This is a genomic window from Candidatus Zixiibacteriota bacterium (genome assembly GCA_034439475.1).
Lineage (GTDB): Bacteria > Zixibacteria > MSB-5A5 > GN15 > FEB-12 > JAWXAN01.
The window spans coordinates 1-26,427 of sequence record JAWXAN010000007.1 but is presented as its reverse complement, the minus strand read 5'-3'; the positions used below and the strand labels follow the sequence as shown (position 1 = coordinate 26,427).

Annotated in this window: 24 protein-coding genes; 10 read left to right on the top strand and 14 right to left on the bottom strand. The window is 48.0% G+C overall.

Annotated features, from left to right (window positions below):
* Positions 1 to 9: 9 nt before the first annotated feature.
* From SGI97_00530 to SGI97_00520, 3 genes are all read left to right on the top strand, one after another.
* Positions 10 to 753, top strand: a complete 744-nt coding sequence (locus SGI97_00530) for a ZIP family metal transporter (protein ID MDZ4722388.1) — start codon at positions 10 to 12, stop codon at positions 751 to 753.
* Between the two features lie 83 nt (positions 754 to 836).
* Complete coding sequence (locus tag SGI97_00525; protein ID MDZ4722387.1) at positions 837 to 1,352, top strand: rhodanese-like domain-containing protein; 516 nt, start codon at positions 837 to 839, stop codon at positions 1,350 to 1,352.
* Entirely contained in the window at positions 1,340 to 1,783 is a 444-nt protein-coding gene (locus SGI97_00520) for a MauE/DoxX family redox-associated membrane protein (GenBank protein MDZ4722386.1), read from the top strand. Before SGI97_00525 ends, SGI97_00520 begins: the two co-directional genes overlap by 13 nt.
* On the opposite strand, the gene SGI97_00515 is transcribed toward SGI97_00520, so the two are convergent.
* Genes SGI97_00515 through SGI97_00480 form a run of 8 tightly spaced genes read right to left on the bottom strand, consistent with a single transcriptional unit; the run spans position 1,784 to position 9,640 of the window.
* Entirely contained in the window at positions 1,784 to 3,061 is a 1,278-nt protein-coding gene (locus tag SGI97_00515; protein MDZ4722385.1) for a hypothetical protein, read from the bottom strand.
* Positions 3,062 to 3,066: 5 nt separating this feature from the next.
* Complete coding sequence (locus SGI97_00510; GenBank protein ID MDZ4722384.1) at positions 3,067 to 3,531, bottom strand: hypothetical protein; 465 nt, start codon at positions 3,529 to 3,531, stop codon at positions 3,067 to 3,069.
* Positions 3,521 to 4,093, bottom strand: coding sequence for a hypothetical protein (locus tag SGI97_00505; GenBank protein MDZ4722383.1), 573 nt, complete (start codon positions 4,091 to 4,093; stop codon positions 3,521 to 3,523). The genes SGI97_00510 and SGI97_00505 overlap by 11 nt, the downstream gene beginning before the upstream one ends.
* The gene (gene pilM, locus SGI97_00500; GenBank protein ID MDZ4722382.1) at positions 4,090 to 5,703 is read right to left on the bottom strand and encodes a pilus assembly protein PilM; all 1,614 of its coding nucleotides are present in this window, start codon (positions 5,701 to 5,703) and stop codon (positions 4,090 to 4,092) included. Before pilM ends, SGI97_00505 begins: the two co-directional genes overlap by 4 nt.
* Before the next feature lie 12 nt (positions 5,704 to 5,715).
* Positions 5,716 to 6,183: a prepilin-type N-terminal cleavage/methylation domain-containing protein gene (locus SGI97_00495; protein MDZ4722381.1), complete on the bottom strand. Its 468-nt coding sequence runs from the start codon at positions 6,181 to 6,183 to the stop codon at positions 5,716 to 5,718.
* Positions 6,184 to 6,193: 10 nt separating this feature from the next.
* Positions 6,194 to 6,688 carry a prepilin-type N-terminal cleavage/methylation domain-containing protein gene (locus SGI97_00490; protein MDZ4722380.1) on the bottom strand — a complete coding sequence of 165 codons (495 nt, stop codon included), beginning with the start codon at positions 6,686 to 6,688 and terminating at the stop codon, positions 6,194 to 6,196.
* An 11-nt stretch (positions 6,689 to 6,699) separates the two neighbouring features.
* Positions 6,700 to 7,914 carry a type II secretion system F family protein gene (locus SGI97_00485; protein MDZ4722379.1) on the bottom strand — a complete coding sequence of 405 codons (1,215 nt, stop codon included), beginning with the start codon at positions 7,912 to 7,914 and terminating at the stop codon, positions 6,700 to 6,702.
* Complete coding sequence (locus tag SGI97_00480; GenBank protein ID MDZ4722378.1) at positions 7,898 to 9,640, bottom strand: ATPase, T2SS/T4P/T4SS family; 1,743 nt, start codon at positions 9,638 to 9,640, stop codon at positions 7,898 to 7,900. The genes SGI97_00485 and SGI97_00480 overlap by 17 nt, the downstream gene beginning before the upstream one ends.
* 178 nt (positions 9,641 to 9,818) lie before the next feature.
* Here SGI97_00480 and SGI97_00475 point away from each other — a divergent pair, with 178 nt between their 5' ends.
* The 3 genes from SGI97_00475 (at position 9,819) to SGI97_00465 (ending at position 14,134) form a co-directional block, all read left to right on the top strand.
* Positions 9,819 to 11,486 carry a hypothetical protein gene (locus tag SGI97_00475; protein ID MDZ4722377.1) on the top strand — a complete coding sequence of 556 codons (1,668 nt, stop codon included), beginning with the start codon at positions 9,819 to 9,821 and terminating at the stop codon, positions 11,484 to 11,486.
* 283 nt (positions 11,487 to 11,769) lie between these two features.
* Positions 11,770 to 13,806 (top strand): hypothetical protein, encoded by a 2,037-nt coding sequence (locus tag SGI97_00470; GenBank protein ID MDZ4722376.1) that lies wholly within the window; start codon positions 11,770 to 11,772, stop codon positions 13,804 to 13,806.
* 127 nt (positions 13,807 to 13,933) lie between these two features.
* Positions 13,934 to 14,134 (top strand): zinc-ribbon domain containing protein, encoded by a 201-nt coding sequence (locus SGI97_00465; GenBank protein ID MDZ4722375.1) that lies wholly within the window; start codon positions 13,934 to 13,936, stop codon positions 14,132 to 14,134.
* Between the two features lie 93 nt (positions 14,135 to 14,227).
* Here the strand turns inward: SGI97_00465 and SGI97_00460 are convergent, their stop codons facing one another.
* From SGI97_00460 to SGI97_00450, 3 genes are read right to left on the bottom strand one after another with little or no spacing between them, the layout of a single operon-like run.
* Entirely contained in the window at positions 14,228 to 15,976 is a 1,749-nt protein-coding gene (locus SGI97_00460) for a M6 family metalloprotease domain-containing protein (protein MDZ4722374.1), read from the bottom strand.
* 28 nt (positions 15,977 to 16,004) lie between these two features.
* Positions 16,005 to 17,306, bottom strand: coding sequence for a DUF5723 family protein (locus SGI97_00455; GenBank protein ID MDZ4722373.1), 1,302 nt, complete (start codon positions 17,304 to 17,306; stop codon positions 16,005 to 16,007).
* 15 nt (positions 17,307 to 17,321) lie between these two features.
* The gene (locus tag SGI97_00450) at positions 17,322 to 19,367 is read right to left on the bottom strand and encodes a hypothetical protein (GenBank protein MDZ4722372.1); all 2,046 of its coding nucleotides are present in this window, start codon (positions 19,365 to 19,367) and stop codon (positions 17,322 to 17,324) included.
* Positions 19,368 to 19,601: 234 nt separating this feature from the next.
* On the opposite strand from SGI97_00450, the gene SGI97_00445 reads away from it, so the two are divergent.
* The 4 genes from SGI97_00445 to SGI97_00430 all read left to right on the top strand — a co-directional run bounded on the left by SGI97_00445 (position 19,602) and on the right by SGI97_00430 (position 24,173).
* Positions 19,602 to 20,570, top strand: a complete 969-nt coding sequence (locus tag SGI97_00445; protein ID MDZ4722371.1) for a YafY family protein — start codon at positions 19,602 to 19,604, stop codon at positions 20,568 to 20,570.
* Positions 20,571 to 20,716: 146 nt separating this feature from the next.
* Complete coding sequence (eutM, locus tag SGI97_00440) at positions 20,717 to 21,001, top strand: ethanolamine utilization microcompartment protein EutM (GenBank protein ID MDZ4722370.1); 285 nt, start codon at positions 20,717 to 20,719, stop codon at positions 20,999 to 21,001.
* A gap of 67 nt (positions 21,002 to 21,068) precedes the next feature.
* Positions 21,069 to 22,595 carry an aldehyde dehydrogenase family protein gene (locus SGI97_00435; protein MDZ4722369.1) on the top strand — a complete coding sequence of 509 codons (1,527 nt, stop codon included), beginning with the start codon at positions 21,069 to 21,071 and terminating at the stop codon, positions 22,593 to 22,595.
* Between the two features lie 84 nt (positions 22,596 to 22,679).
* Positions 22,680 to 24,173 carry a leucyl aminopeptidase gene (locus tag SGI97_00430; GenBank protein ID MDZ4722368.1) on the top strand — a complete coding sequence of 498 codons (1,494 nt, stop codon included), beginning with the start codon at positions 22,680 to 22,682 and terminating at the stop codon, positions 24,171 to 24,173.
* 122 nt (positions 24,174 to 24,295) lie between these two features.
* On the opposite strand, the gene SGI97_00425 is transcribed toward SGI97_00430, so the two are convergent.
* From SGI97_00425 to SGI97_00415, 3 genes are all read right to left on the bottom strand, one after another.
* Complete coding sequence (locus SGI97_00425; protein MDZ4722367.1) at positions 24,296 to 24,805, bottom strand: FG-GAP repeat protein; 510 nt, start codon at positions 24,803 to 24,805, stop codon at positions 24,296 to 24,298.
* A gap of 68 nt (positions 24,806 to 24,873) precedes the next feature.
* Positions 24,874 to 25,338 (bottom strand): hypothetical protein, encoded by a 465-nt coding sequence (locus SGI97_00420; GenBank protein ID MDZ4722366.1) that lies wholly within the window; start codon positions 25,336 to 25,338, stop codon positions 24,874 to 24,876.
* Positions 25,339 to 25,340: 2 nt separating this feature from the next.
* Entirely contained in the window at positions 25,341 to 26,255 is a 915-nt protein-coding gene (locus SGI97_00415; GenBank protein ID MDZ4722365.1) for a hypothetical protein, read from the bottom strand.
* Positions 26,256 to 26,427 lie beyond the last annotated feature (172 nt).

The window sequence follows — 26,427 nt, the reverse complement described above, 5'->3', positions numbered from 1 at the left end:
TCGGTTCCTATGAATAGTGAGCTTTTGCAACAGACCGGATTGCTTTTTCTCGTCACTATCGTCGGAGGGATGATTCCCTTCGTACGGCGATGGTCTGATGAAGCACTCCACATGTTTTTGGCTATTGGAGCCGGAGTGTTTCTCGGAGCCGTTTTTGTCCACCTGCTTCCTGAAGTTATGTCCCACGATTTGCCCAAAGAGACCGGGATCGCTGTTCTTTTTGGATTTCTGTTGATATTTTTTATTGAGAAGTTCCTGTTTAGCCGAGGCGATGGAGGGTATGAACATAACCATTTCGTGTTGTCGATCTCAGCACTTATTGGATTGTCCGTGCATGCCTTGTTCGATGGTTTTGCCCTTGCGGTGGGGTCAGCGGATAAGGCGCTTGGTGAAGTAGTTTTCATCTCCATAATTACCCATAAAGTGTCCGAGGCTTTTGCGCTGGGGTCGCTTTTGAACCTTGCGGCAATTCCTCGTTCAAAAATATTTCTGTTTGTTTTGCTGTTTGCGGCGATGACACCAATTGGCGCGTTGGTGATAGCTCCGTTGTTGGGGGAGCAATATGCGGTGTTTATCCACCCCCTTACCGGAATAGCAACTGGCACTTTTCTCTATATTGCCACCGGAGAACTCCTGCCAGAGGCTTTTCATTCGCGTAAAAACCGCCTGATTAATCTGCTGCTGCTGCTCACGGCAGTAGCGATGATGACGCTAATTAGTTTTGAAGCTGAATCCGCTCACCTGCATGACTAAAGATTTATGCGACCGTTCTGCTGGTTCGCAGTATAATGGGGGAATGAGGACCAGCCGGAATACGAAACCAGTGAGCCGACACAATGCTTAAGCAGGCTATTTATCTTTTTCTAATCTCCTCGGCCTTCGGCTTGGGTATCAATCTTGTTTCCCCCAACAAAATCGATGTTGTAGGCGATTACCGCGAATTGTTGACAGGAGAAGGGCCGATAGTGCCGCCTTCGGCACAAGAGGGAGACCCGCCATTTATTGATATCAGTGTTGCACAGATGGAATTCACGGCTAAAACCTCGCTTTTTGTCGATGCCCGTGATACGGCCGAATTCAACTGCGGAACAATCCCCGGCTCAATTCATATTCCCTTTGACTATCTGCCTGAGGGAGATTTAGGAGTTCACTTTGATTCAACATTAGCCCAGGTCTCGAAAGAGCGCCTTATGATCGTCTTTTGCTCGGGTGAAGAGTGTGATTTGTCGCTTCATCTGGCGCGGAATCTTCAGCAGGAAGGTTATACGGGCGTCTCGATATTTTTTGGAGGGGCGAGAGAGTGGGCCAAGGTCGGATTGACGCTTGAAAAGAGGGCTGAATGCGTCGAATAATAGACAACGATTATCTGACCATGTTCTCTCGACTGCTTATCGGCGGGATTTTTATTTATTCTTCCATATATAAAATTGTTGAACCGGGCGCGTTTGCAAAATCCATCTGGTTTTATCACCTTGTGCTGGGAAATACGATAAATGTTATGGCGCTCATTCTGCCATGGTTGGAATTGTTTCTTGGACTGGGATTGATTTTTGGGATATGGTACCGAGGGTCGGTTCTATGGGCTAATTTGCTGACGCTTGTATTTATTGCCGCTCTGGCATCAGCTATTCAGCGCGGACTTAGTATCGATTGCGGATGTTTTAAGGCATCAAAAGCGGCGACAGGCAGCGCATGGAAAGCCTTGCTTTTCGATTTCGGAATGATACTCTTTACATTGCAGATGGTCTTCAGTCGGTCGCGCAAGTGGATGTATTGCCGTTAGCTACTGAACGATTCTTGGCGTTATCAAAATTATCAAATCGGTCGTCGATTTCTCTGTGCTCGTATTGGTAAAGAGCAGACGTCCCAAGATCGGTATGTGGCCGAGCAATGGCACGCGTGATACCCTTTTGATGTCATCTTCTTTCAGTAGACCGCCCAAAGCGACAGACTCACCGTCGTTAACGGTAATTCGTGTTCGTATAGAGCGCGATGCCGTGATAGGCCGCTGGTTGTTGGCGGGGCCAGTGAATCCGATAATATCTTCTATTTGAGGAAAGACATCGAGCGTTATCTTGCCTTCTTCATTAATTCGCGGAGTTACTTTGAGAGAAATCCCAACCTCTTGATCCTGAAAACTGACAATGTCTTGAATTACTGCTCCTTCGGAAAAGCGGTTGAGCGTCTGGATCGGGATAATCGTTGAGACTTTTATTTCAGATTCATGATTTTCGGTAGCAGTAATGCGAGGATTTGAGATGAGTTTGCTTTTTCCGTTTTGCTTGAGGAAATCCAACACCAGCGAGACCTGACCGACTGAGAGCTTTCCCCATGTCCAGCTTTCGGACTCGAGATCATACTCTGCGGCGCTTTTCCCTACGGTAGTAGTCCCGCCAGAGCTGGCCGAAGAACCCGCGCCGCTGATTGTCGCGCTGGTTTGGCTTGGCCATATAAATCCAAGTTTATCATTCGAGTCGAGCTTCGTTTCGATTATTTTGCATTCGATAAGAACTGTCCGTTCGGGTCTATCCATATCGTCAATGAAACCGCTGAGACCGTCTATGACTGTTGCATAGTCGGTGATAACAATTCTGTTGGAAGTAAAACGACTCACATCGGCAGCAGTTTCCTCGGCTTGTTGGGAGAGGATAACAACCGAGCCGCGGCCTGAGAGTCGGGGCAGTAATGCCTTCTGGGCGGCTTCGGGCTCGAGGTAGTTAAGTCTGATGACACGCGAAACAAGTTCATTGGTAGAGGTTGATTCTCCGTCGGAGATAATAATTACATCGTCGTTGATGTAATAACGATACCCGTTTGAAGAGAGAATTGCGTCGAGAGCAGTTGCAAGACTCACGCTGTCAAGTCGCAAAGAGACTTCCCCTTCGAGCGCGCCGGAAATGACTATGTTGAGCTTGTATTGATCAGCAAGCATTGCGATCACTGAAGTGAGAGAGACCTTATTCAGATCCAGCGACAATCGCTCGGCGGTATCCAATTGATTGGCTGAGCCTCCGCTTGTGAGCAGAAGACATGTCAAGAGAGCGAGTGTTACACGATTCATATAATTTATCCTTGGTTAACCGAAAGCCGTATCCGGCGTCCTTCAAATTCGAGAACGACATCTTTCTTTCCAATTTCAAGAACCCTGGCATTGTGAACATGGTCGCCAACTTTAACGGGCTTCTGATTTATGTAAGCGATGGGCGAAGAGGCAGTGTAGAGGATGCCATTGACAATCCATTGCGGCTTCTTTACTGTCTGCAGTGGATCAGTTGGCTCAAGAGCAAAGGCTCGAAATCCTGATCGAAATGGATCCATTCCCCAGTTTCGCATGTGCAACTCATCAAGTTTAGCGGCAAGGAGATCGTCGGCTTTTTTGCCTGCCTGGTCTGAAATCGGAATGATTGTCGCAAGCACGGCATTTGGCTGATTTGGGGATTTTGGCGGGCCAAATTCGAAATTGAACGCTGCCCATATCACAGCTATTCCACAAACTGAATAGGTCAGAAGTTGTCGACGTTTATCGGTCACGAGCCGCCTCTTTTCCGGCGAGAATGACTCTCATACTGATGGCCATGTTGAGGTCATGCTCTGATTGGGGTGACTGGACAATTCCGCAACTGTTGGCAGTTCTGAAAAAGGGGGATTGTTCTATCTGCTCAACAAATCTGCCAAGCCTGAAAAAATCGCCGTTGAGCTGTAAGCCAAGGTTGATAAAGAGCGGAATAAGACTGTCTGATGAAACATCCTGCTGAATGGCAAGCAACTCGCTGACAGGCGGAGTTATGTCCACTATCTTGATTCCGGCGTCTCGCGCACACGCGCGAATATCGCCGAGCATGGACAAAATCTCAGCTTTGCCGAAGAGTTTGGAGTTCAGGACGATGCGGCTGTTGAGAAGGTTGTTTCGTTTTTCCAAATAGGTTGGTATTTCCAACATAGTCTGATTGAGCCGCGCCAACTCGGATTCGGTTTGTGCGACTTGAGCTAAAAGAGCGCTTTGGTTATTCATCGCCGGGGCAAAGAGGAAGAGGTACCATGCTGCAATCAGACCGAGTGTAATGCCTAAAAATAGAGTCAGCCGGGTTTTCATACGCGGCCTTTCATGGCAATTTGAAAATCGAGCTCGAAACGTTCCCCGACTTTCTTTTTATGAAAGCGAACCACTGTGACGTTCTCATAGAACAACGAGGCTTCGAGTATCTGAACATACTCGGCTACCATTATTTCGGGCGGTGTGAGTAAAGACGAAGCCACGCCAGAGAAATAAAAATTTTGTTCGGTCTGGTCATTGCGGGCTTCGAAGTCATACAACCGTATTCCAGTCGGTGTGATAATGCTCAACTCTTTGAGGTTTTCTCCGAGAAAACTCAGCGGGGCCTCGGCGGCCAGAAGATAGGCTTCGTCCATGGCAATCTGCTTCTGGAGGGCATGGTAGGTTTTATAGAGTTCAGAGTTTTGCAGTTCGGCTACGGATATTTTGAGGGTCTCATGATTGGTCTGCGCGTCAGCAAACCGTTGCTGTTGCGAAAAGAGTGCAAATGTCAAACTTATGACGACGAGGATAAGCGCAGTGGCACATAGCCGATTGATTTTTTTGAGCGCTAACTTGGCAAGTCGAATCGGGGGGAGGAGGTTGGCGGGCCGTATGCGGGCAACTGTCGGGGCAGCGGCGGCAAGGCAAAGGGGGAGAGATTTCAGACCTTCGCTTTTTGAGTTTCCAAAGGAAAGTTCTTGGACGGGAAATTGTTTGAAATCAAATCCGAACCTATCGCTCAGCAGGTCAATAAACTCGCTGCTGGTCGATAGATCACCATGGACATAGACGGAGTTACCGAAGCCGGTTGTGTGTTGGCCGGTGTAGTAATCGATGGAATTCTGAATTTCACCGGCAAGGGACTCTGCGAAATATTCAAACATGGTGGCATCTTCGCGATGGGCAAGAAAGGATGAGCCGAGGGAAATGATGTGTGAAAACTCAAGAGTATTACCCCGGTAATACGAAATCAGCGAACGGTGCTTCTGAATATCGAGCAACGAGTAGCTTTTTGAAGAATCGAATCCTCCAATAAAAGGGAGAAGATTGGCAAGCGCTTCCTGGCCATGAACTATCCGCGCAACTTCAAATTTAAATTCACCAAATAACGCTAATTGTTTGTCAATAAGGTTCTTGAGGCAGGCGACAAGGGCAACTTTCACTTTTGATAGAGCGGGGCCTTTGATTTCGGAAATGACACGGTAACTGAAATAGCAATCTTCGATGCGAAAGGGAATTTGTCTTTTGGCTTCAAAGAGAATGGCTGAGTCAAGATCTTTCCCATTGAGCTTTGGCATTATCATATTGCGCGAGATAGTGCTCGGCCCGCTGACCACGAGCGTTATAATCGGTTTTCGTCCGCCATACTCTTTGGCAAAATTGCTGATAGCTGTAAGCGTTTCAGATTTATGATGATCCCGTGAGTTGTCTGATGAGGGGAACGTGTATTTTCTGGCAGTCAGCAATTTGGTGCGGCCTGCGATGCGGATTGATGCCGCCATCTCGATTGATTCATCGTTGATGGCAAAGCTCAGGTGCCGGCCAACAGCCAAGTCTCTTGAGGCCTTGAGAGGTATTTCTATGTTTGACGAATCAGCGGGGAGAGATACTGCGGCTGAGAGTTCTTTGATTTCGCTCTCAAGCTGGTCTGTTGAAGGAGTATCCATGCTGTTTGCCACTTAGAATGTGACCTTGATACTGTCGGTTCCGTTGACCGAAAGTATATAACGTGAACTCAAGGAGTAAATGTAATTGTTCCCCCAGGCATCTTTGAGGTAAACGCCGCCTGAACTGTCGATGTAGGGTCCGTTCCAGCCGAGTCTTGTCAGGCGGTTATATGGAGAAACAGAGTCGGGCTTTTTTGCAAGGTCAAGAAGCTGGGAGGGAGCAAATCCGTTATCCCCTTCATAGCCGCGGTCGATTAACTCACCACCGGAAATGGTTGCAGGGTTTCCAATTATCCCCTTCTTGAGTGTGGTCAACTCTTCCTTGGTTGCGATTATTTTTGACGAATCAGTCATAGTGGAAAATTTGGGTATGGCGACAGCCGCCAGAATGCCCACAACAATCATGGTAATAACAATCTCGATCAGAGTGAATCCACCCTGATCGAGACCAGAGAAACGATTTGAGTTGAAGGCTGTCATTGAGCAACTTCTACCAGAGGTTTTCGCCTGTTGTGCTGGTATTCAACCAGACTTCGCCTGTCGTTGGCTTGTAGGCCCAACCGCCGCGAGTTCCGACAACGGTCCCTCTTGTAACGCCAGTTACGATTGAGTCAGGGGCGTTGGCATTTACTTGGTAAGGGTTTTTCGGGATGGAAGTGGCCATCACGGTGTTCACCGTTCCAAGCTCGGAGAGTGTCGGCCAGCTTGCAGTACCGGTGGTAATGGCTGCATTCGCATAGAAAATAGAGACACCCGATCTGAGTGAGCCAAGCGTGGCGCGACCCGCGGCGTCTTTGGCCTGGCCGGTGAGATCCTGGTACTTTGGTATGGCGACTGCGGCCAAAATGCCAAGTACCACGATGATGATGACAAGTTCTACAAGCGTAAAACCGCGTTTGTTAGAAATCCTTGAGAATGACATCATTCCTCCTGTAGATATGTTTATTTGCTGTTTCATTTTTAGTATCGGCTGCAATTCAGACATTCTTTAGGAATTCACTGCCCTACGACTTTGATCAGATTCCACATAGGGAGAAAGATTGCCAAGGCGATTAGGAGCACAAAGCCGCCAAGCACGACAGTGAGCAAGGGTTCTATAATGGCTGTAAGCTGGCGTGAGGTGTAGCTGACTTGTTTGGCGTAATGGCTCCCGATTTCGTTTAACATTGTTTCAAGACTTCCGGACTCAAGCCCGATAGCCATCATGTACAGGGCTTGTTTTGGGAACCATTTGAAGGTGTCAGTTGCAGATTCGAGGTCTTTTCCTTTTCGGAATAGTTCTTCGAGTTTTTTTATCTCATGGCCAAGGGCGGCATTTTTGACCGTTGACGAAAGGACGCGTAGGCAGTTGACAAGAGGCAGGCCGGAGCGAAAGAGAATGCGAAACATGAAGGAGAAGCGCGCTACATTTCCTTTGATAATTAATTCACCAAGAATGGGAATCCTGAGAAGCTGGCGGTCGACCCATAACCTGCCGGGCTCATGGGAGATGAGTTTATTGAATCCGAAGATAGCCGATCCGCAAAGGGCAAGGAGGAGATACCAATAGCTTTTGAAGAAGACCCCGGTGTAAATCAATATCCGTGTGGGCAGGGGAAGCTCGGAATCGAAGGCCGCAAAGAAGTCTACAAAACGAGGCACGACAAAGGTCAGGATGACAATAAAGGCCAATGCCAGTACTGCGATAACGATCAGGGGGTAGCGTAGTGCCGATTTCACCTGGCGGGTTATTTCCATCTCGGCTTCGAGCATGACAGCAAGTTCATCGAGGGTATACTCGAGTTTTCCGGACTCTTCGCCTGCCGCTATGGACGAAGTATAGACGCTTGAGAAGGCATCGGCGTGGTCGCTCATTGCTTCGGATAATTGCCTGCCAGACTGAACGGCAGATCGGAGTTCATCGATGATCGTGTTAAAGCGACCTTCGACCGGGCCGATGCGGATAATCGACAACGCCCGCACAAGCGGAATACCGGCCTTGTACATGGTCGAAAGGCCGTTGGTGAACATAATCAACTTTTCATAGTCGATTTTGTTGAACATGGATGAGAGAAACGAGGAACTTTGAGCGGACACGGCTTCAATGCGGATGGGCCGCAAATTGCGCTCGGCCAAGTGCTGTTCGACTTGCTCAGAGTTATGGGCGAAAAGGACGCCTTGCAGAGTGGAGCCATCTTGGCTCATTGCACGATATTTATAATTTAACGGCATCGATATTTTCCCGCATTATTCCAGCACTGGTGGAATACGAAATGTCATCCGTACTCGACGTCTCTTTGAGAAGTTCTTCAAGCGAGATTTGACCAGTCGCAAGCTTTTCAAGTCCCGCCTCAAATAACGGAAGATATCCTTGACGGTAGGCAAGATCGCGCATACTGTTTGTGCTCTGATTGGTCAGGATAGCTTCGCTCATGGCCGGCGTTACCTGAATGAATTCATAGATACCGGTCATTCCTTTGAAGCCAGTCCCTTTGCACTGCCGGCATCCTTTGCCATAGCGGAAGCTGAGCACCTCGCGCATTCCTGTGAGTCCGGCCCGGGCAATCAATGTATCGGACGGAGTGTGGTCTTCGGTACAGTTCGAGCAGTTAGTTCTGACCAGCCTTTGCGCGAGAACACCTTTGAGGGCGGTGGCGACCAGGTATGGCTCAATGCCCATATCGATTAGTCTACCTATGGTCGATGGTGCATCGTTGGTATGAATGGTTGAGAAGACAATCTGTCCGGTCAGGGCCGATCTGACTGCCATGCGGGCGGTTTCCGCGTCGCGTATTTCACCGATCATAATGATATCAGGATTTTGGCGGAGGATGGAACGAAGCGCGGAGGGAAAGGTCAGTCCCGCCTTTTCATTGATCTGAATCTGATTTATCAAAGGGAGGGAATACTCGACTGGATCTTCGACCGTGACGATATTCTTTTCGATCGAATTAATTTCTTGAAGGGTGGTATACAAAGTCGTGGTCTTGCCGCTTGAGGTCGGACCCGTTATAAGAATTAGCCCCTCTGGTTTATGAATGACGTTGAGCCATTCTTGGAAGACTTTGTCACGGAAGCCTAAATCTTTAAAGCTGAGCTGGAGATTTCGACGGTCAAGAATTCGAATAACAATTTTCTCGCCATGGATTGTTGGCAGGGTCGAAACACGCAGATCGATAATGGAACCGTCGACCGTGACAGACATTCGACCGTCTTGCGGAAGACGCTTCTCCGAGAGGTCAAGATTAGCGGCGACTTTTATTCGTGAGAGGAACTCATTTTGCATTGATTTTGGAGGCGCAGCTTCTTCGCGCATTGAGCCATGTACTCGAAACCTAACTCGCAGCATTGACTCATCAGGCTCAAAATGAATATCGCTTGCCCGGTCTTTGACAGCTTTTGAGATGATAAGATTGACAAGTTTTATAATCGGTGACTCGGCCTCGACGGGAGTTTCAGCCGCAAGCTCGTCGGTTATGGAAGGTCGGCCTCTCTCACGGGAGGAACCCATTATTTCATTGAGGGTGTCTGTGACCGAATAATAGCGGTCGATGGCTTCGCGGATTTCGCTTGCTTTGGCAATGACGCGTTTGATGTCGCAGGCAGTGAGATATTTGATTTCGTCTATGGCAATAATATTCAGGGGATCAGCCATGGCCAAGGTTAGGGTATTTCCGCTGGCGAAAACCGGAATAAGGGTATACCGGCGGGCAATTTCCACCGGGACACGCTGGACGACCTGAGCATCAATAACAAGAGCTTCGATAGAAATTTTGGGAATATCGAGCCGTTCGGCAACAGTATCGATTAACTGGTCTTCGGTAATCAGATTGGCATCTACAAGAATTTGCCCAAGACGCTTGCCCGTTGTGTTTTGCTCGGTTAGAGCGGAACTTAGCTGGGCGGCGTTTATAAGTCGTTTATCAACAAGTAAATCGCCGATTCTTTTTCGTGCCATAAATAAGTTTATATTTGATTTAAGGTTTCTTTTCCAATTAATATCGGCTAGACGGGAATTTTCTTAAAGGGGGAGTGCATTTGGCTGGTTTTGTGCTTTGAACCAATTGTTTGATAGAACTGTTCATTGTAGTGATGGAGTTATGCCAAATAGTTATGCTCTTGTGCACGGAGAAATCGTGAGCCGTTCTTTACAAATATTCATTATCAGTCTTGCCTTGACCGTCAGCCTTTGCGTTAATGCAAAATCGGCTGAGTTCTATTTGCTCGGCCTTAAGCAGCCAGAGCTTCCGGGGCAGAATGACAAGGGGTCCACGATAGATTCAATTGAAATTGATAACCGTCAGATATACGATACCGACAAACAGGAATATAATAAATTTGCATTTCGAACGGCAAATCGTCTGCACAGCAAGACTCGTGAGCATGTCGTTCGCCGCGAGCTTCTCTTTAGGGTTGGCGAGGCATATGATCCCGAGGTGGCCGAGGAAACGGCTCGTAATCTAAGAAAACGATATTCACTTAATGATGCTTGGATAGAAACCATTCGGTTACCCGGCAACCGTCTGCTTGTCAGGGTGGTAACAATTGATCAGTGGAGCTTGTTGGGGGGGGCTAAGATTCGAAGAGATGGCAATCGGACCGACTATCAGTTTGGTGTTGAAGAGCGCAATTTCCTTGGCTATAATCAGTCGATGACCTTCGATTATTTCATTAAAGGGCGGCAGGAAAACTTCATAGCAACTTCGTTCCGGGACGGGCGAATCGCGGGCAAACCACTGAGCGTTGAATTCAACTATAAGAGCGACCCCATGTCTCTTGTCCGTGGTGTAACAATCAGCCGCCCCTATTATAATCTATCCCAGAATTATTCCTTTTCGACAAGTGTAGCGCGCTTGGGAGGTCGGCGAGATTACTATAACGAAGGTATTCGAAATGCCGAATCAGTGAATAGAATTGAACTGGCTTCCGCAAACGGGGAGTATCGTTGGGGTACATACAACCGAAAAATTGCCATAGGTCTCGCCTATCAATACAATAGACAGGTTGTCCTCTCTCGCAATACTTTGCCTGGTGATACATCCGGTGTGCCAAACCCTTTTAACGCCGGAAATTTTACTCAGGATTCCTTGTATCATTTGGTCGTGTGCGAGATCAAGTATCAGCATCTTCAATTTGTAGCGCTCAAGCGAATAAACGGCTATAATTATCTTGAGGACTTTGAACTTGGCTTTGAACTGTCAGGAGCATACGGGGGCGCGTTAAATCCTGACTTCAACAGTTCGCAGTATGATGTAATTCTCGCTCGAGGCTTCTATGGCCAGCATTTTGGGGCGAACGTAATCCAGGCATCTTATACACGGAGTATTTATTTTCATGGTGGTGATGAACTCCGGAGGACCTCAAATCTTGGTCTGCTGTATTATAGCAGTATTTCACACTTCTTTACGTTAGCGTGCAGAGGCTCGTACACATCAAACACAAGCGCCGGATCTGACAATACCCTCAACCTGGGCGGAAAGAATGGACTTCGCGGATATAATCAATTCTTCCGCTCTGGTGACAAGATAAATGTCTATAATATTGAGGCTCGTTTTTGGCCGGGTACTGAGATCGCCTCGGTTATAATTGGCGGGGTCATATTTGCCGATGTGGGGGCCATTTGGACAAAAGATGCGCCGATTCGGTTAGCCCGTTACAACAAGAGTCTTGGAGTAGGGCTGAGGCTTTCGCTGGAAAAATTTGCCAAATCTGAGTCACTGCGGATCGACCTTTCTCACGATGACGACGATAATTGGCAACTTACCTTCGGTACAGGGCAATACTTTAGACATTCGGCTTTCTAGTCATAAAACTTGACAAAATGGCTACTCAGGTGTATATTTTGTGCAGATAGTTTGGCTGTTGAATTTTCTATATTTTGGGCGTAAAGTAAGGATGGTTGCTCAAGTGAGCCTCTCAAGAAGCAGGGTCAGTAATCGCCAAGGACTTCGAATCGATAGACATTTCTGACCTTGGGCTCTTCGGCCAAGTGATCGTCGGCGGTCTCATCGCCACTCATGTATCCTTATTAATAACGAGACGAGCCACGCGCTTGGATCGGCACAGAACTTGCACGGAGCACTATATATGTCTGTTAAACGGGTTATTCTGATTTTCGCTCTTATTATGATTTCCGGACTGACGCTAATTTCAGGTAGCGTCTCAGCAGTTAGGTATTCTGATAAAGCGCTTCCCGACCCGATACAAAGAATTGAAAATGATTTTTCAGCCGGTTTGGTGACACTGGATGAAAAGGCGATTTTGCTCATTCAGGCCATCAAGGACCCCATGTCGCTCCCTTCGCATTACAGCGCTGGTTTCGACGAAGGCGAGAAACTTCCTGACAGATGCGCGACAATGGTCATTGTCGACATTTACAATCATTGGGACGAACTTTCAAGATCGACACAATCGGCGGTTGGCGCAATGCTGACCCGCCACTCGACAGCATTTACGTATAACTCCCCTAGTGGCTTTTTTAAACTTCACTATGATATTTCAGGGGAGCATGCGGTCCCGCCTGCGGATGGGAATGCCAATACTATCCCTGATTATGTGGAGAAGTGCGCCGCATACTGTGATAGCGCGCTGGAAACTCACAGAGATCTTGGATATTTGGATCCGCCATCGGATCTGATATTTGGCGGTGACGGCAAATTCGATGTCTATTTTGAAGAGATGCCGTATTACGGCTATGCTGTGCCAGAGGGAGACGGGCCAGCATTGTGGAATGACAAGTTCAGCTATTTTGTTCTCAATCGGGATTTTATAGGTTTTCCTCAGAATAACGACCCGGAAGGGAACGTTGCGGGAGCGGCAAAGGCCACTGCTGGGCATGAGCTCCATCACTGTGTACAGTTCGGCTATGATCCGAATGAGGCTATCTGGTTTATGGAGCTTGGGGCGACATGGATGGAGGATATCACCTTCAATCAGGTCGATGACAATTATAATTATCTCGGGACGTTCATGAATGATCCTGAAAAGTCATTGATGGAAATGACCCTGCATATGTATGCCTCTTTCATCTGGGCTTCGTTTCTGAGTGAAAAATTCGATACGTCTCTTATTCGGGCTGTCTGGGAGGGTGCTCGCTCTTCGGACGTTTATACCACACTTTCGGACACACTTCAGGGTCGCTATGGATGGACACAGGACTCGGCGTTCGCCGAGTTTGAGGCATGGAATTTTGCTACTGGCGTACGCGATGACGGCCTGCATTATGAAGAGGGCTCGGAATATCCGGCTGTGACTATAGACGCCACATATTCAGGTTTCCCTGTGCTCAATCAAGTTTCCCCCAAAAATCCAGCCGGCTACGCCGCGACCTATATCAAATTTCTCCCGGGGATGCTCAGCGGCGGGATGGCTATCTCATTCAATGGGGACGACAGCCGTCAGTGGGGCGCCTGGCTGGTCAAAACGGATGGGTCCAACAACCATGAGTTTGTGAAGTTGTCACTTGCATCCGGAACGTACACCGACACAATTCACGTCGACAGCATAGAAAATTATGAATCGTTGACTTTAATAGGCGTCAATCTGACTCAGTTTGGGGCTGCCGCGTCATTTACATATTCGGCGAGGCTGACCTCTCCGTTTTCTATAGCATCGGAAATAATAACTGATACCGCCGTCTATTCGGGCGGCGGCCGCGATTTTGAATATCAAGTAGTTAACACGTCGGGCTTCGGCGATGTCATTCGAGTGAAATACTCAGATGATATGGGCTGGGTAACGTTGGATTCCATTGATGTCTTTCTTACTGCAATGGACACTATTGTTTATTCTATTCCTGTCATGCCGCCTGTCTCGACGCCCCTTGGGGTGGTAAGCAATCTCCTTGGAACAGCAACTTCATTGAATGATCAGTTAGTCACGAGCAGTCACACCAGCCGGGCGGTGACGGTGGTTCAGCGCGGTGATGTGGACTTCGATGGGCAAGTCGACATTTCTGACCTCACGTATCTTATTAGCTATCTGTTTATTGGTGGGCCGCCACCCCAACCGATTCAATTATCCGGTGAGATGGATTGCGCTGACCCTGTAGATATTTCCGATTTGACAGCTCTGATTGGCAATCTCTTTATCAGCCTTGCGCCCTCGCCCTGTAACCCGTATTAGTAAACATACCTCTCTCGCTTTTTACTTGACTTAACAATTGCATTCAACTATTTAACCGCTGTCCAAAATCCGCAGCCGTTCAGGTGGTTATCAGGGAAGAAGCCGCATACGGCAGAGAGGGGGATGAATGGATACGAGATCTAAATCGCGCGTTCTGATTTGTACCGAATGCAAGGAAGAATTCGTCTTCACCATCGCCGCGCAAGAATATTTTGCTGAGCGCGGTTATAGTGAGGATCCGAAGCGGTGCAAGAGCTGTCATATGCAGTATAAGAAATCCGGACGTGTCCCGCGCCCTGCTGAAGAATCGGTCAGCGAAGAGTTTTAAGCTCGGAACTTCTGACATGCAAAAAAGGCTCTGATGAATATATCAGAGCCTTTTTCAAATTTCAGGGATTTAGGCTTACGCCGGGACGGCTGGCTATCGAAGCAAGACCATCTTTTTGACGACTTCAGTTTCATCAATAACCAACTTATAAAAATAAACTCCTGATGCAAGGGCGCTGCCCTTTCCATCTTGAGCTTCCCACGTGGTCGTCGTGATGCCAGACGGCGCTGGGCCGTCAAAGATGGTGGCAACTTCTTGTCCAAGAGTGTTATACACAACAAGGCTCACTTGTCCGGGGTTTGAAATTGAGAACTGGATGGTTGTTGATGGATTAAACGGGTTCGGATAATTCTGCGACAGTTCATATTTTTCCGGAAGTCCTGAAAGCGACTGGTCGTCGTCGATTCCTGACGCAAGACCGACAATCAAGTCGGCTGTGATGGTCGGGCCGGAACTTGAGATATTATTAACTCCCACAAATGTAGCCCCTGAGAGATAGCCATTTGAATTGGGAGTAGTTGTGCCGTTAAAATTCAGCTTGTTATCGGAGCCGGGGAAGGGATCGGCGGTGTTTCCATAGCTCGTCTTCTGCTCGAGTTGGAACAACCCATCGGCCTGTTCAAGGGCGACGGCAAAGTGATTTGCCACGGGTTGGCCTGGATACCATTCTTGGCTGTTATCAGTTTTGGAGTCGTCGATATGCCAAATCAGCAAACCAGAGGAAGGTATATGGGTATCGTATCCTGTCTGTTGACGGTTTTCGACAAGAAAATATTCATTAGCCAAAAGGCCGGAAGTCCACATCCTATAAATTGTCCCGCCTGTACCGACATTGGCAATTGACTGTGAGACGAGATTGGCCGTGACATTGACTGGTGTTGCGATGCCCATTTTAGCGCGGCTCCAGGCGCACGGGTGCGACGGTGAACTTCCAAGACCAGTGGGTCCATTCCAACTGCCTACGGCCATAACGCACCATTTCCCGATTCCGTAAGAGGAGTTATCGATATCATAAAGGTCGGGAAGCCCGAATCCATGGCAAAGCTCATGTGAATATACTCCGATAGTCATATCACCGGGGACATTCCAATACTCGGGTTGCACGGTAAAGCTTCTTATCCTCACGCCATCCTTCAGCCGGGGAGTGATCGACCATTTATGCGACCAAATATCATTGGCGTTTCCGGAAAACTCGGCTCCAGTGCCAGTGTGAATAATCAGGAGACAATCGACGAATCCGTCGCCGTCATTGTCATAGTCGCCAAAGTTAACAAGCGGATCGACCTGATCCACCAAGTCTTCGACCATCTTCTGCGAGTTTTGTGGATATGAGCCAGTCGCATTTTGGCCGTTGACATAGTAGGCATATGTCTGCGGGGCAGTTCTCCAGCCAAGAGATGACGGATTGTTGACTGTGATGAGATCAATCTGTCCGTATGAGATTTCGTCGAAGTAATCGCGGACAGTATTGCCGGTGCTGCTAAAGAGAAGCGAATCAAAGGAGGTGGAAGGGACAAGGGAGTTCTTGTCTGAATACTGAACAAGAATCGCAAGTATGCGAAATCCAGCAGCTGCGGCGGAGAGGTTTGCGCCTCTCGACTCTTGCTTGCCGTTTATATACCGGACAAAGAAGTCATCATCGGGCGTACAAATGCCTTGTTGATGCATCTCCGCGTTGCTCGGGAGCGGGGTTAGCGGAAGTGACAAAGCAATTTCACTTTGCCGCCTTTCAATGAGGTCTGGATGGGGAGGCGCGGAAAATGCGCTTCCTGTAATGCAGAATGCGACTGTCAGCAATCCTAAAAGGAGATGCCTTTTCTGTGTTATTTGAGTTTTCATCATATACCCCTTGTCTTCTGTTACTTCCCTATTAAAACACGAGCCCAGTTGAAAGCGCAAAGTGAGCCCCCTTGCTTGACGAACTAGAAAATGAGGAGCCGGTCATGACTGCCGCATCAAGATAAAAGCCGAGCAGGTTCAATCCGGATCCGAAAGAAAATACTGGATTGCGATCCCCGCCCACCGAGTATCCGGCGCGCAAGGGGAGAAGATTAATGAGTTTCCACTCTGCGCCGACAGCGATTCCCGGTTTTGTTGAGACGGCAAAGGCATTGTTGAGCCCTTGCTTCCAGTCAACGGCCCAGAGGAACTTGCCGCTTGTGTTGGCAAATCCGACGGTAAGCGTTCTGGGAAGCGAGGTTGAGAAACTCTCGATCTCTTTATCGTAGTCGTCGGTAAGTACATAGTCCTCGCCTGAGTTATCCACTGTCATTGTGTCGAAACTAAAAAGATAGCCCTGCTCTGTTGTGTTCTTATCCCATGAAATACTTCCACGCAGATTCTCCAATTTAGCGCCGAGCGTATAGTGCGAATTGAGTCTGAGCGCTGTGCCGAGATCGATTGCATAACCTGAGCCTCCGATCGCGTTGCGTGATATTATCTGACCCTCTCCTGCAAAGCCACTTTCGTTTGTGGTGGCGTTGCCCCGCAATTCCATTACTTTTTGAACCCCTAAGCCATGCAGATAGTTCATAGTTATTCCAATAGTCAATTGCCGGCTTCCATTGGAGTAAACGGACCTACCGTAAGAGAGACCTGCAGAGACATAGCTTATTCCGTCGACGTGGGATCCGGTAATAGTGATTGTATCCCCGAAAGAGTTTCCGTTGAGCAATAAATCAAAAACGTCTCTCGAAAGATTTATATCTGCAGAGGCTACTCCGCTCAGGGTGAAGGCGACGCTTCCCACGGCGAGTGACATCGCAGTAGCTTCGACATCAGCCCTTAACTTGAGACCGTCATTTGGTACTCGCGCCAAGAGATAGCTTTTGTCAGATTCTGTGAGAAATGCGCCGGTGTACTTGTTATAATCGCCCAAAGTAAATGAATTGTTTGAGACGTTGGCGCTAATGCCTATCAACTGTAATCCGCTATTCTTGTAGCCAGTAAGGCCGAGGTTTGCCGGATTGTACTTTGCGGCGTTGACTCCGGAGGCAAGACCGGTGAAAGCTCCACCCATCGCCATGGTCCGCGCTGATGAGAGTCCGGCGGCAAGAGAATCCTCGTAAGTCAGGACTACTGTCGATGCAAGCCATATCAGAACCGAAGGCAGCCAAAGCGAGTATTTGAGGATTTGAACCGCCTTGAGCGTCTGTGTTTGAAATTTATTCATATTCATAACCCCTCCTTAAAATTCACCGTCGAATCGATATTCGACTTCGATTCGCGCATTGATAGTGATGTAGTCGTTTGTGGTAAGCTTGATAGGCTGTCCGTTTGAGCCGCTGAGAACAAGTTCGGTGGCAATAAAAAGCGGATTATTCTTCAGCACTTGAATATCTGCGCTGTCAAGAATAATTGTGCGGTAGCCAGTCGAGATGGTGTCGCTGACAATACCACCGACAACGGGAGCGGCCAAAATAGCGATAGTATCAAAGGCGAGCAGTGGGGCGCTGGCAACGGTGGCAGAATCTCCGCCGAGGAAAATATTGACCCGCACACCGAGCGGGAGGTGGTTTGTAATTGAGTAGATAAAACGGGCCTCGACAACATGATCTGTGATGGCATCAATATTGTCCTGCTCAATATCCTGGCTCTCGATGTCGGTCTCAATCGTGGTTTCTGTAAGAATAACTTCGAGCGGAGCGAATATTCCGATTGTGGCGAATATATAATCTCCGGCGCTTATCGTCCCGACGGTTGAGCCATTACCGAAGGTCGCAGTGCCAGAAATAACCACACTGTCAGGCAGCGGGGTCATGAAATCCGCGACGGTTGTGTCAATCAAGACAGTCACAGTCGCACTGCCGCCTGATTTAGGCGCGACTGCTCCGCCTATATTTAGGCTCTTGCCGTTGCTTCCATTGAGAACAAGATCCAAACTTCCTGGAAGTCCGACGGCATTTTCTATCTCTATGGTGAGTATGCCTGAGGTAAGAGTGACGGCATCAAATCCTGTGGGAACATTTACAAGCTTTACTATTGGATCAATTGTCGCGTTGGTTGCCGCGAAGACTCCGGTGACCGAACCGAAGGTCAGATTGTCGAGCTGAGCCGTCACGGAAAATTGCTGGCTTTGATCGACAGTGACCTGCGATGGCGCTGTCGACGGAACCGCAGCGACCACAATCACTGCAATCTGCTGAGGTACTGACAAGTCATTAGGTGAAAGAGTGTAGTTCGCGAGGTTTATATTTGCGACAGTGTTGCCATTTGGATTGACCGACTGGATGAGGGAGAGCGGGGTGCCATTAAGTTCAAGGTCGGGGAAAGTCAAGGTGACCGATGATTGCAAAGGTGTTGTGTTTGTTATTGTGAGCGATAATGTTCCGTTCGACAGTGTCGCGCTATGAACGGCATCGGTTTCATTCAACTGAATCTGTTGGGAGAAATTGCGATTTAGAGCCGGAATCTCCGCGGTTGCTGCGCTCACATTGAGTAGGCTGCTGAAATGAACGGCGGTAGACAAAGACTTGTTTGATGCGGAGAGAACCGACCCGCCCGGTGTGTGGCAGGATACCTGTGCCAGAAGATTATTCGAGATAGTCCGGCCATTCAGCGATATGGCGACCGAATCGACTGTTCCACTGGGAATTCCTGTAGGAAAGGACTGGGATGAAATAAGCGTCGGGCCACTCTGATCGAATAAGTCCACAGTGACAACATCCAGATCAATGCCAAGTGTATTATCGATGACAACGTAGAGCTGTCCGTTTGCGATAGTCACGCTTGAAAATGATGTGATCGAAGGCAGGTTGTTGTCAACCTGGAAATTCATCGCTGGGATATTGCCCGGTATTGCCGCAGCCAGTGGAGCTATTGAAGAAATTGCCAGATCGACAGGCGCAATAACAGGCGGGACAATGCTGACAAGGCCAAGTTGTTGTGATAGGAAATAGGACAACGCAGGCGTGGTCAGCTTGTCGGTGTCAAGTGTCGCGGTGTCAGTCTCCTGGTTAAAACTGAAAACGACATTGTCAAGCGAATCGATTGAGATTCCTTCTTGATCAATCTTGTCGATTATTTCCGCCATCTGATAGGTGCGATGCACCAGCGGAATGGTGAGCTGAGTGTTCCACTCCGGCGCTTCTGGCTTTTTGATTGTGCACTGGGCCAGGGTCAATAACATTACGATATAGACAATGGCAAACATCGCCTTGGCTGCAAACTGCGCGAGGCTTGATTCCTGATGCGACCCGCCCCGCGATGAAAAGTCTTTTACTCTTTTGTTCATTCTTTGCCCCCGAGTCCTTGAGGTTTCTTCGCTATGGTTTAGTGTTTCTCTTGCAAAGCCAGTGCCGGGGATCGCGCCTTTTATAAGGCGCTTGTTGACATGGCATTACGGGGATATCAACGATAGCCGCGCACGAAACCTAAGGGAAACCCAAGTGACATCTATGGGGAAGTCCCTATATTGACGAAAAAGAGAATACCAGTATATTGCGCACAGGGAGAATATCGTATGGGTATGTCCAAATATGACCGGTTGCTTTTTATACTGAATCTGTTACGCTCGCGGCGAAATCTGAATGCGGCAAGTCTCGCTAAAGAATGCGATGTGACCGAACGATCGATCTACCGCGATCTGATTGCCTTGTCGGAAGCCAATGTCCCAATTTATTATGATCGGGGATACAAAATGGCTACCGATAATTTTTTGCCTCCGCTTAATTTTAATCTCGACGAGTATACCTGTCTAAAATTGATGATAGATTCCTCACCACTCAAAAGCACGGCCAAGTATCGAAAGATTATCAAAGAACTTTCGGCCAAAATCGAGGCCAATCTCTCGCAGGCTGTCAAAGAAGGGAAGAAGCGTTCTCAAAAGAATCTGCAGGTCGATATTGTGACATCGCACAATTCGGAGTCTGTCGAAAAATGGTTCTCTATAATCGAAGAGGCAATTGAGAATTCGAACGCCCTTGATATAGACTATGATTCGTTGGCTTCAGGTGTGACTTCGCGGAGGGTCGAGCCGTATTTTATAGTCTTCCGCGGCCGATCTTTTTATTTTGTAGCGTACTGTACTAACCGCAAGGAGTTTCGGACATTCCGCATCGATCGGGTTATTGGTATTTCAACGACTGGCGCGCGGTTCAACCGCCAAAAGGGAATCAATGCCGACAGCTATTTTGAAGGAAGCTGGGAAATATATCAGGGTAAATCTGTCGAAGTTGTCGTCCGGCTGACCGGCACAGCGGCCAAAGTGGTGCAGAGCGCGACACATCATGCCAACGAATCAGTTCTTGCCCACGGGAAGAACGAAGTTCTCTATACAGTGACGGTCAGCGGTTTACAGGAGATCCAGCGCTGGATACTGGGTTTTGGGAGCGAGGCATCGGTTGTTTCGCCTCCGGAATTGGTAGATAACCTGCGAAATGTCGGGAGACACCTTTCGTTCACGTACCCAGAAAAGAAGAAACCGCCTCGGCAGTGATCCATTGCCGAGCGGCAGGACGCATAAGCGATTTTTTCTAATCCACGTTCAAATCCAAAGAATTTCTGTTTTTATTTGACATTGTATTGAGGCGAACGTACTATTTTAGTAAAGTAATCTTTGCTATTTGCCTTTGAGGAGAACCGATGGAAGCACTTGGGATGATAGAAACTAAAGGACTGGTCGCGCTGATCGAAGCATCGGATGCGATGGTCAAAGCGGCCAAAGTAACTTTGGTCGGATACGAGAAGATTGGCGGAGGATTTGTTACAGCAATTGTTCGCGGCGATGTCGCGGCTGTGAAGGCCGCAACCGATGCCGGCGCCTCGGCGGCGCAAAAGATTGGAGAGCTGGTCTCCTGTCATGTTATACCGCGACCGCATGCCAATGTCTTTGAGATATTCCCGGCACGACTTCCAGGCGAGAAATAAAGGATACACTAATCAATCGGATACGACTTTGTGTATCCGGTAACATATTTTTTTTGCATCTCCGTGTATGGCTGATTCAACACAACAAAAATCGGTCGAAGAACTCGTCCGACGTGTCCTTTCTGAAATTACAGATAATGGGACAACAAACGGTCATGCTTCAAAAGCGGCTGTCAACGAATCCACCACAACTCTGGCCGCCTTTCCTAGACAATCCATAATCCAAAACAGGCTCGGGCTCCGACCGACAGCAGAACGCGACGGCCTTTCTCTCTTTTCGGAAATGGATCAAGCAATCGATGCCTGTCGGATTGCGCAACGCCGCTGGCTCGATATCAGTCTTGAACAGCGATTGCGAGTTGTGGCGAATATCCGCTTTCATGCTCTGGCACAGGCCGAGCGGATTGGCCGGATGGCTGTGACCGAAACCGGCATGGGCAAAATGCCTGACAAGATGAACAAAATTATTCTCTGTGCGAACAAAACTCCCGGACCTGAGGATCTGCATCCGGTCGCATATAGCGGCGACAGAGGACTTACCCTTGTCGAACCGGCTCCTTGGGGAGTGATGGGAATTATTACTCCGTCAACCAATCCTGCGGCGACTGTACTCAATAATTCCATCTCGGCTATATCTGCTGGAAATGGCGCTGTGTTTTGTCCGCATCCTATGGCCAAAGGTGTTTCGGCTGAAATGGCCAAATTGGTTCATGATGCGATTACTGAAGCTGGCGGCCCTGAGAATTTGATTGTCTGCCTGATTTCGCCTACAATAGAGACCGCGCAAACGCTCATGAAGCACCGTAAAATTGATCTGATTCTTGTGACTGGCGGCGGGGCTGTAGTCAAGCAAGCGATGACCTGCGGCAAACGGGCCATTTGCGCCGGACCGGGTAATCCCCCGGTGTTGGTCGATGAGACAGCTATTTTGTCCCAGGCAGGACGGGACATTGTTGTTGGCGCGAGTTTTGACAACAATGTTCTTTGCACTGATGAGAAAGAAATCTTTGTGGTCGACAAGGTCGCCCACAAACTCAAACATGAGATGGTTGCCAATGGGGCGTACGAATTAGTGGGCGCGAATATTGACAAGCTGATGAAGATTCTCATCGAGAGCGATCTTGAGAAATCGGGCTACCGTCATGTTCAAGTGAACAGAAAATTCATTGGAAAATCGCCTGAGGAAATTCTCAAACAGATCGATGTTGTGCCGCCGCCCGGGACTAAACTTGTCTTTTTCGAATCGGCCTGGGATCACCCGATGGTGATGGCTGAGCAATTGATGCCGGTGATTCCGTTTGTGCGTGTCAAGACAGTCGAAGAAGGGATGGAGAAGGCGGTGGTTGCTGAGCATAATTACAAGCACACATTTGTCATGCACTCAACCTCGATTGTTAATTTGTCCAATATGTCGCAACTCTGTCGCTCGAATATCTTTGTAAAGAATGGTTCGAACATGGCCGGGCTTGGCTTTGGCGGTGAAGGGTATGCAAGCATGTCCATTGCCGGAACGACTGGTGAAGGGATCACAAAAGCGAGTACATTTACCCGTCCGCGCCGATGTACCCTCGTTGACTATTTCCGAATAATCTGATGTGTCGGACGCGCGGATATTGTGTTCTTGGCGTTCATCTGGATTTTATCATCTTTATTATCTGCTTCGATTTGAGGAGAATTCATGAAATTTAATGTCATTGCAACTCGGCCGCAGGAATACTCCGGCGATACGCTGATCATCCCTGCTGCAAAGTTAGATAAAATCAAATCTTCGATATTAAAAGAAATTGATATGGCATCGGACGGAGTGGTGACAACATTGCTTGGGTCCGAAGAATTTAGCGGCAAGGAGAACGAGATTTCCGTTATCTATCATCCGGCCGGGTTCAAATGCTCACGATTGATGCTCGTGGGACTTGGCGAGACAAAAAAGCTCTTGCCGGATAGTTTCAGGAAAGCCCTTGGAAATCTTTCACGTCACAAAGGTTTGCGCGGTTCAACCAAGGCCGCGGTGTATATGGGAGATTGTGAGGAAGATGCGAATTATCAGGCGGCAGTTGAAGGGTATCTTCTCGGGTCGTATAAGATGCTTGACTATAAGACAAAGGAATCAGACAAGAAAGTAAGCAAGCTTGGGGAATTAACATTCATCACTACGCGAAAGGTTTTGGTTGCAAAGCTTGCAGACGATGTCACACGCGGGGCAATAATCGCCGAAGGTCAGCTTTTGGCTCGACGCTTTGCTGAAACTCCTCCAAACGATCTGACCCCGCGAATCTATGCCGAGCGGGCGAAAAAACTCGCATTGGAGCACAAGATATCTTGTCAAATTCTCGATGAAAAAGTGATCGCAAAGGAGAGAATGGGCGGTCTGCTGGGAGTCGCCCAAGGGTCAGTCGAGCCTCCGCGATTCATTATTCTCCAGTACAAAGGTGGGGCTGCCACAGCGAAACCGATTGTTCTTGTTGGGAAAGGTGTAACATTTGACACAGGCGGTATTTCCATAAAGCCAGCTCTTGATATGCATGAGATGAAACAGGACATGGCCGGCTCGGCGGTCATGCTTGCGACGATCCTCACGGCCTCAAGGCTCAAACTACCGCTCAATATCGTTACGCTGATTCCGACCACTGAGAATATGCCATCCGGCACGGCAATCAAGCCGGGTGACATTTTGAAAATGCGCAATGGGAAGACGGTGGAGATAATCAATACCGATGCTGAAGGGCGCCTTATTCTCGCTGATGCTCTTGACTACGCCAACACCTTTAATCCGCAAGCGGTCATCGATATTGCGACGCTCACCGGAGCAGCCAGATTTATTCTTGGTTTTGCCGGCGCACCGATTATGGGGAACAACAAGCTCTTGATCGAATCTCTCGAACGGGCTGCTGATATAACAGCCGAGCGTGTTTGGGAACTGCCGATCTGGGAAGATTATCTTGAGCAGATGAAATCATCGATTGCCGACCTTGTAAACTCAGGTCCGCCAGTGGCCGGAACACTTGCCGCAGCGGCATTTCTTCAAGAGTTTATCGGCGACTGGCCGTGGGCGCATATTGACATCGCCTATGTCGATATGGAGAAGAAGGGAAGACCATATACACCTAAAGGGGCGACTGGATTTGGTGTGCGGCTTCTGGTTGAGGTGCTATCGGGGTGGAAGAAGGGCTAACCCACCCCGTTACGGCACTGGGGGGAGTCGACTACGCCGCCGCGCCTGCCCGCGTGGCGGGTTTTGAGTGTGGTACGAGTCACCATCGGTAATACCACACCGCAAGCGGTGTAGTACAAGAATCAATAGATGATGGATCCCCTAGCTTTCGCTGGGGTGACATTTCCAATGAGTCGTTGCGAGGAGCGAAGCGACGCGGCAATCTCAGTTCTCTGTTCATTCCGGCTCCTACCGACAACACCACCCATCTCACGGTTGCACCATTCCCTGCTGTCTCTCTGACAGGCCGCGGTCGGAGCAAGCGTGATAAAGAGATAATCTATCAACCGGATTAAATCAGAAACATCAGCCACACCGTCCAGTGATCCCTCAATGTTGCCCTCGCTTGGACAACAGAGCGGCGTCAGCGAAATGAACAGATAATCAATCAAAGCCGTTAGGTACGAAACATCTGAAACATCATCAGACGAACAATCGACATTGCCCGTTAATCCCGCACAGCAGGATGGCCAATTGCTGATGTTTTTCAGGATCGAGACATTGCGGGAGCCTGTATTCGCGACCGCCAGATCAGGTTTCCCGTCCCCGTCAAAGTCGGCGGAAGTAACCGACCGGGGAGAGCTCCCCAGCACATAATAATTGCCCGCCCTCGCTTTTCCGCCGCCGCCGAATTTCGTGCCAGTGAAACTGGCGCGCCGCCTTATTTTATTTTTTCAAACAATTCGTTCAAGTGTCCGCCAATCGCCATATAATCTTGCACTGATTGCTCGTATTTCGCAAGATCACTTTTGTAATTTTTCCAATCGTAATTTGAATTAGCGAAACTTTGGCTCTTGGCGTAAAGCGCCCCCAAAACAATTTTTAGACGACTTACTGTCTCAACTAACGCATCAACATATTGGAAGAGTAAATCAAGGTATTCTCGTTCTTGCCCGCTTACATTTTCAGCAAAGGATTTTATTTTGTTGTCGGAATTCTCTAATTCGAAGATGATGTTTTCAACCTTTCCAAGATGAGCACCAAAATCAATCGCCTTGAAAATTCCGGGAATTGGTATCACGTGGCGAATTGAAGCTTTGAAAACATTATCGTGAATTGCGACATATTGAGACAGTAAGTCGTTCACATTCCACGAAAATTCTACGATTTGTCCCTTGTTTTTCATATTTATAAATTGCGAATAGCGTCAAAGTTTCTTTCGTACCAATCGCCCCATTGCGATAACAGCACTTGTCCTTGGAGGAATTTTTGCGCGTCAGACTTTTCAGAACCATCTATAAACATTTCCATTCCGACGATGAGTTCGTTTTTATAATGGTCGCCGAATCCTTGATAATCAGAATTGAGCTTTTGAATATGCACTTGTTTTGTTTCGGACAATGCTTGTTTATAGTTTTCAACCATTCCTTTTATTTCTTCCGCTCCCATTTGTTGATACGCACCACCGCTATTAGAAATTTTAGTCGCTTTATTGGCGAAATCTATTGATTTGCTGAAATGTTCAATATTGCTACTTCTAACGGATACCGCTGGAATTTTAAAAAAGAATTGATCTGTTTTTATACCGCCGGAGAAGTAAGAAAACGCTATAGCAAAACTTATAATAAATACCACCGCACTTAAAAGGTGATATTTAATAGTTTTGTTAAAGGAACTTTCTGCTTCCGCGCGTTTTTCTTTGTCGTCCCCAGAGAGCAAATCAAGAAAATTCTTAGCTTGATGTTGCTTTTTGTGATTGATGAGCAAGAATAAACCACTTAGAATCAAATACCACCAAAAGTAATTTTCAAAACCAAATTTCAGAAGCAGAAAGGCAACTAAAATAGCATAACCGATTAGTACGAGAGAAATTTTGTAAAAGTATTCGTGATAAGTTGAAAAACGAAATATTTGCATTAACAAAAACCGTGAGGCAAATAGAAATATAAAGAACAAGCCAGCGTGCCAATTGCCGATAAAAACAAAAACCGTTCCCAATATAAGCGATATCCCGCTGATAACTTCAGAGTGCGTGCCTCGCATGAATGCTTGCCAAGCACCAACTGCGAATAGAAAGATTCCGATGTAAAAAAGAATATTCATGGCCAGTTTATTAAATCATCAACACTAATGTCAAGGGCTTTCGCAATTTTCTTTAGTGTGTCCTGTGGTCTGTGATAGCGGTTGTGTTGTCTGTGCTGAGCCTGCCCGCTGTGGCGGGATTGCTCCGCACAGAGTTACAAGTGTGAGCATTGATGATTTGATTCATAGATTT

Excerpts from the sequence above, each read along its gene's own strand:
- SGI97_00530 (MDZ4722388.1), top strand. The coding sequence starts at position 10 with ATGAATAGTGAGCTTTTGCAACAGACCGGATTGCTTTTTCTCGTCACT.
- SGI97_00525 (MDZ4722387.1), top strand. The coding sequence starts at position 837 with ATGCTTAAGCAGGCTATTTATCTTTTTCTAATCTCCTCGGCCTTCGGC.
- SGI97_00520 (MDZ4722386.1), top strand. The coding sequence starts at position 1,340 with ATGCGTCGAATAATAGACAACGATTATCTGACCATGTTCTCTCGACTG.
- SGI97_00515 (MDZ4722385.1), bottom strand. The coding sequence starts at position 3,061 with ATGAATCGTGTAACACTCGCTCTCTTGACATGTCTTCTGCTCACAAGC.
- SGI97_00505 (MDZ4722383.1), bottom strand. The coding sequence starts at position 4,093 with ATGAAAACCCGGCTGACTCTATTTTTAGGCATTACACTCGGTCTGATT.
- pilM (MDZ4722382.1), bottom strand. The coding sequence starts at position 5,703 with ATGGATACTCCTTCAACAGACCAGCTTGAGAGCGAAATCAAAGAACTC.
- SGI97_00495 (MDZ4722381.1), bottom strand. The coding sequence starts at position 6,183 with ATGACAGCCTTCAACTCAAATCGTTTCTCTGGTCTCGATCAGGGTGGA.
- SGI97_00490 (MDZ4722380.1), bottom strand. The coding sequence starts at position 6,688 with ATGTCTGAATTGCAGCCGATACTAAAAATGAAACAGCAAATAAACATA.
- SGI97_00485 (MDZ4722379.1), bottom strand. The coding sequence starts at position 7,914 with ATGCCGTTAAATTATAAATATCGTGCAATGAGCCAAGATGGCTCCACT.
- SGI97_00480 (MDZ4722378.1), bottom strand. The coding sequence starts at position 9,640 with ATGGCACGAAAAAGAATCGGCGATTTACTTGTTGATAAACGACTTATA.
- SGI97_00470 (MDZ4722376.1), top strand. The coding sequence starts at position 11,770 with ATGTCTGTTAAACGGGTTATTCTGATTTTCGCTCTTATTATGATTTCC.
- SGI97_00465 (MDZ4722375.1), top strand. The coding sequence starts at position 13,934 with ATGGATACGAGATCTAAATCGCGCGTTCTGATTTGTACCGAATGCAAG.
- SGI97_00460 (MDZ4722374.1), bottom strand. The coding sequence starts at position 15,976 with ATGATGAAAACTCAAATAACACAGAAAAGGCATCTCCTTTTAGGATTG.
- SGI97_00455 (MDZ4722373.1), bottom strand. The coding sequence starts at position 17,306 with ATGAATAAATTTCAAACACAGACGCTCAAGGCGGTTCAAATCCTCAAA.
- SGI97_00450 (MDZ4722372.1), bottom strand. The coding sequence starts at position 19,367 with ATGAACAAAAGAGTAAAAGACTTTTCATCGCGGGGCGGGTCGCATCAG.
- SGI97_00445 (MDZ4722371.1), top strand. The coding sequence starts at position 19,602 with ATGTCCAAATATGACCGGTTGCTTTTTATACTGAATCTGTTACGCTCG.
- eutM (MDZ4722370.1), top strand. The coding sequence starts at position 20,717 with ATGGAAGCACTTGGGATGATAGAAACTAAAGGACTGGTCGCGCTGATC.
- SGI97_00435 (MDZ4722369.1), top strand. The coding sequence starts at position 21,069 with ATGGCTGATTCAACACAACAAAAATCGGTCGAAGAACTCGTCCGACGT.
- SGI97_00430 (MDZ4722368.1), top strand. The coding sequence starts at position 22,680 with ATGAAATTTAATGTCATTGCAACTCGGCCGCAGGAATACTCCGGCGAT.
- SGI97_00420 (MDZ4722366.1), bottom strand. The coding sequence starts at position 25,338 with ATGAAAAACAAGGGACAAATCGTAGAATTTTCGTGGAATGTGAACGAC.
- SGI97_00415 (MDZ4722365.1), bottom strand. The coding sequence starts at position 26,255 with ATGAATATTCTTTTTTACATCGGAATCTTTCTATTCGCAGTTGGTGCT.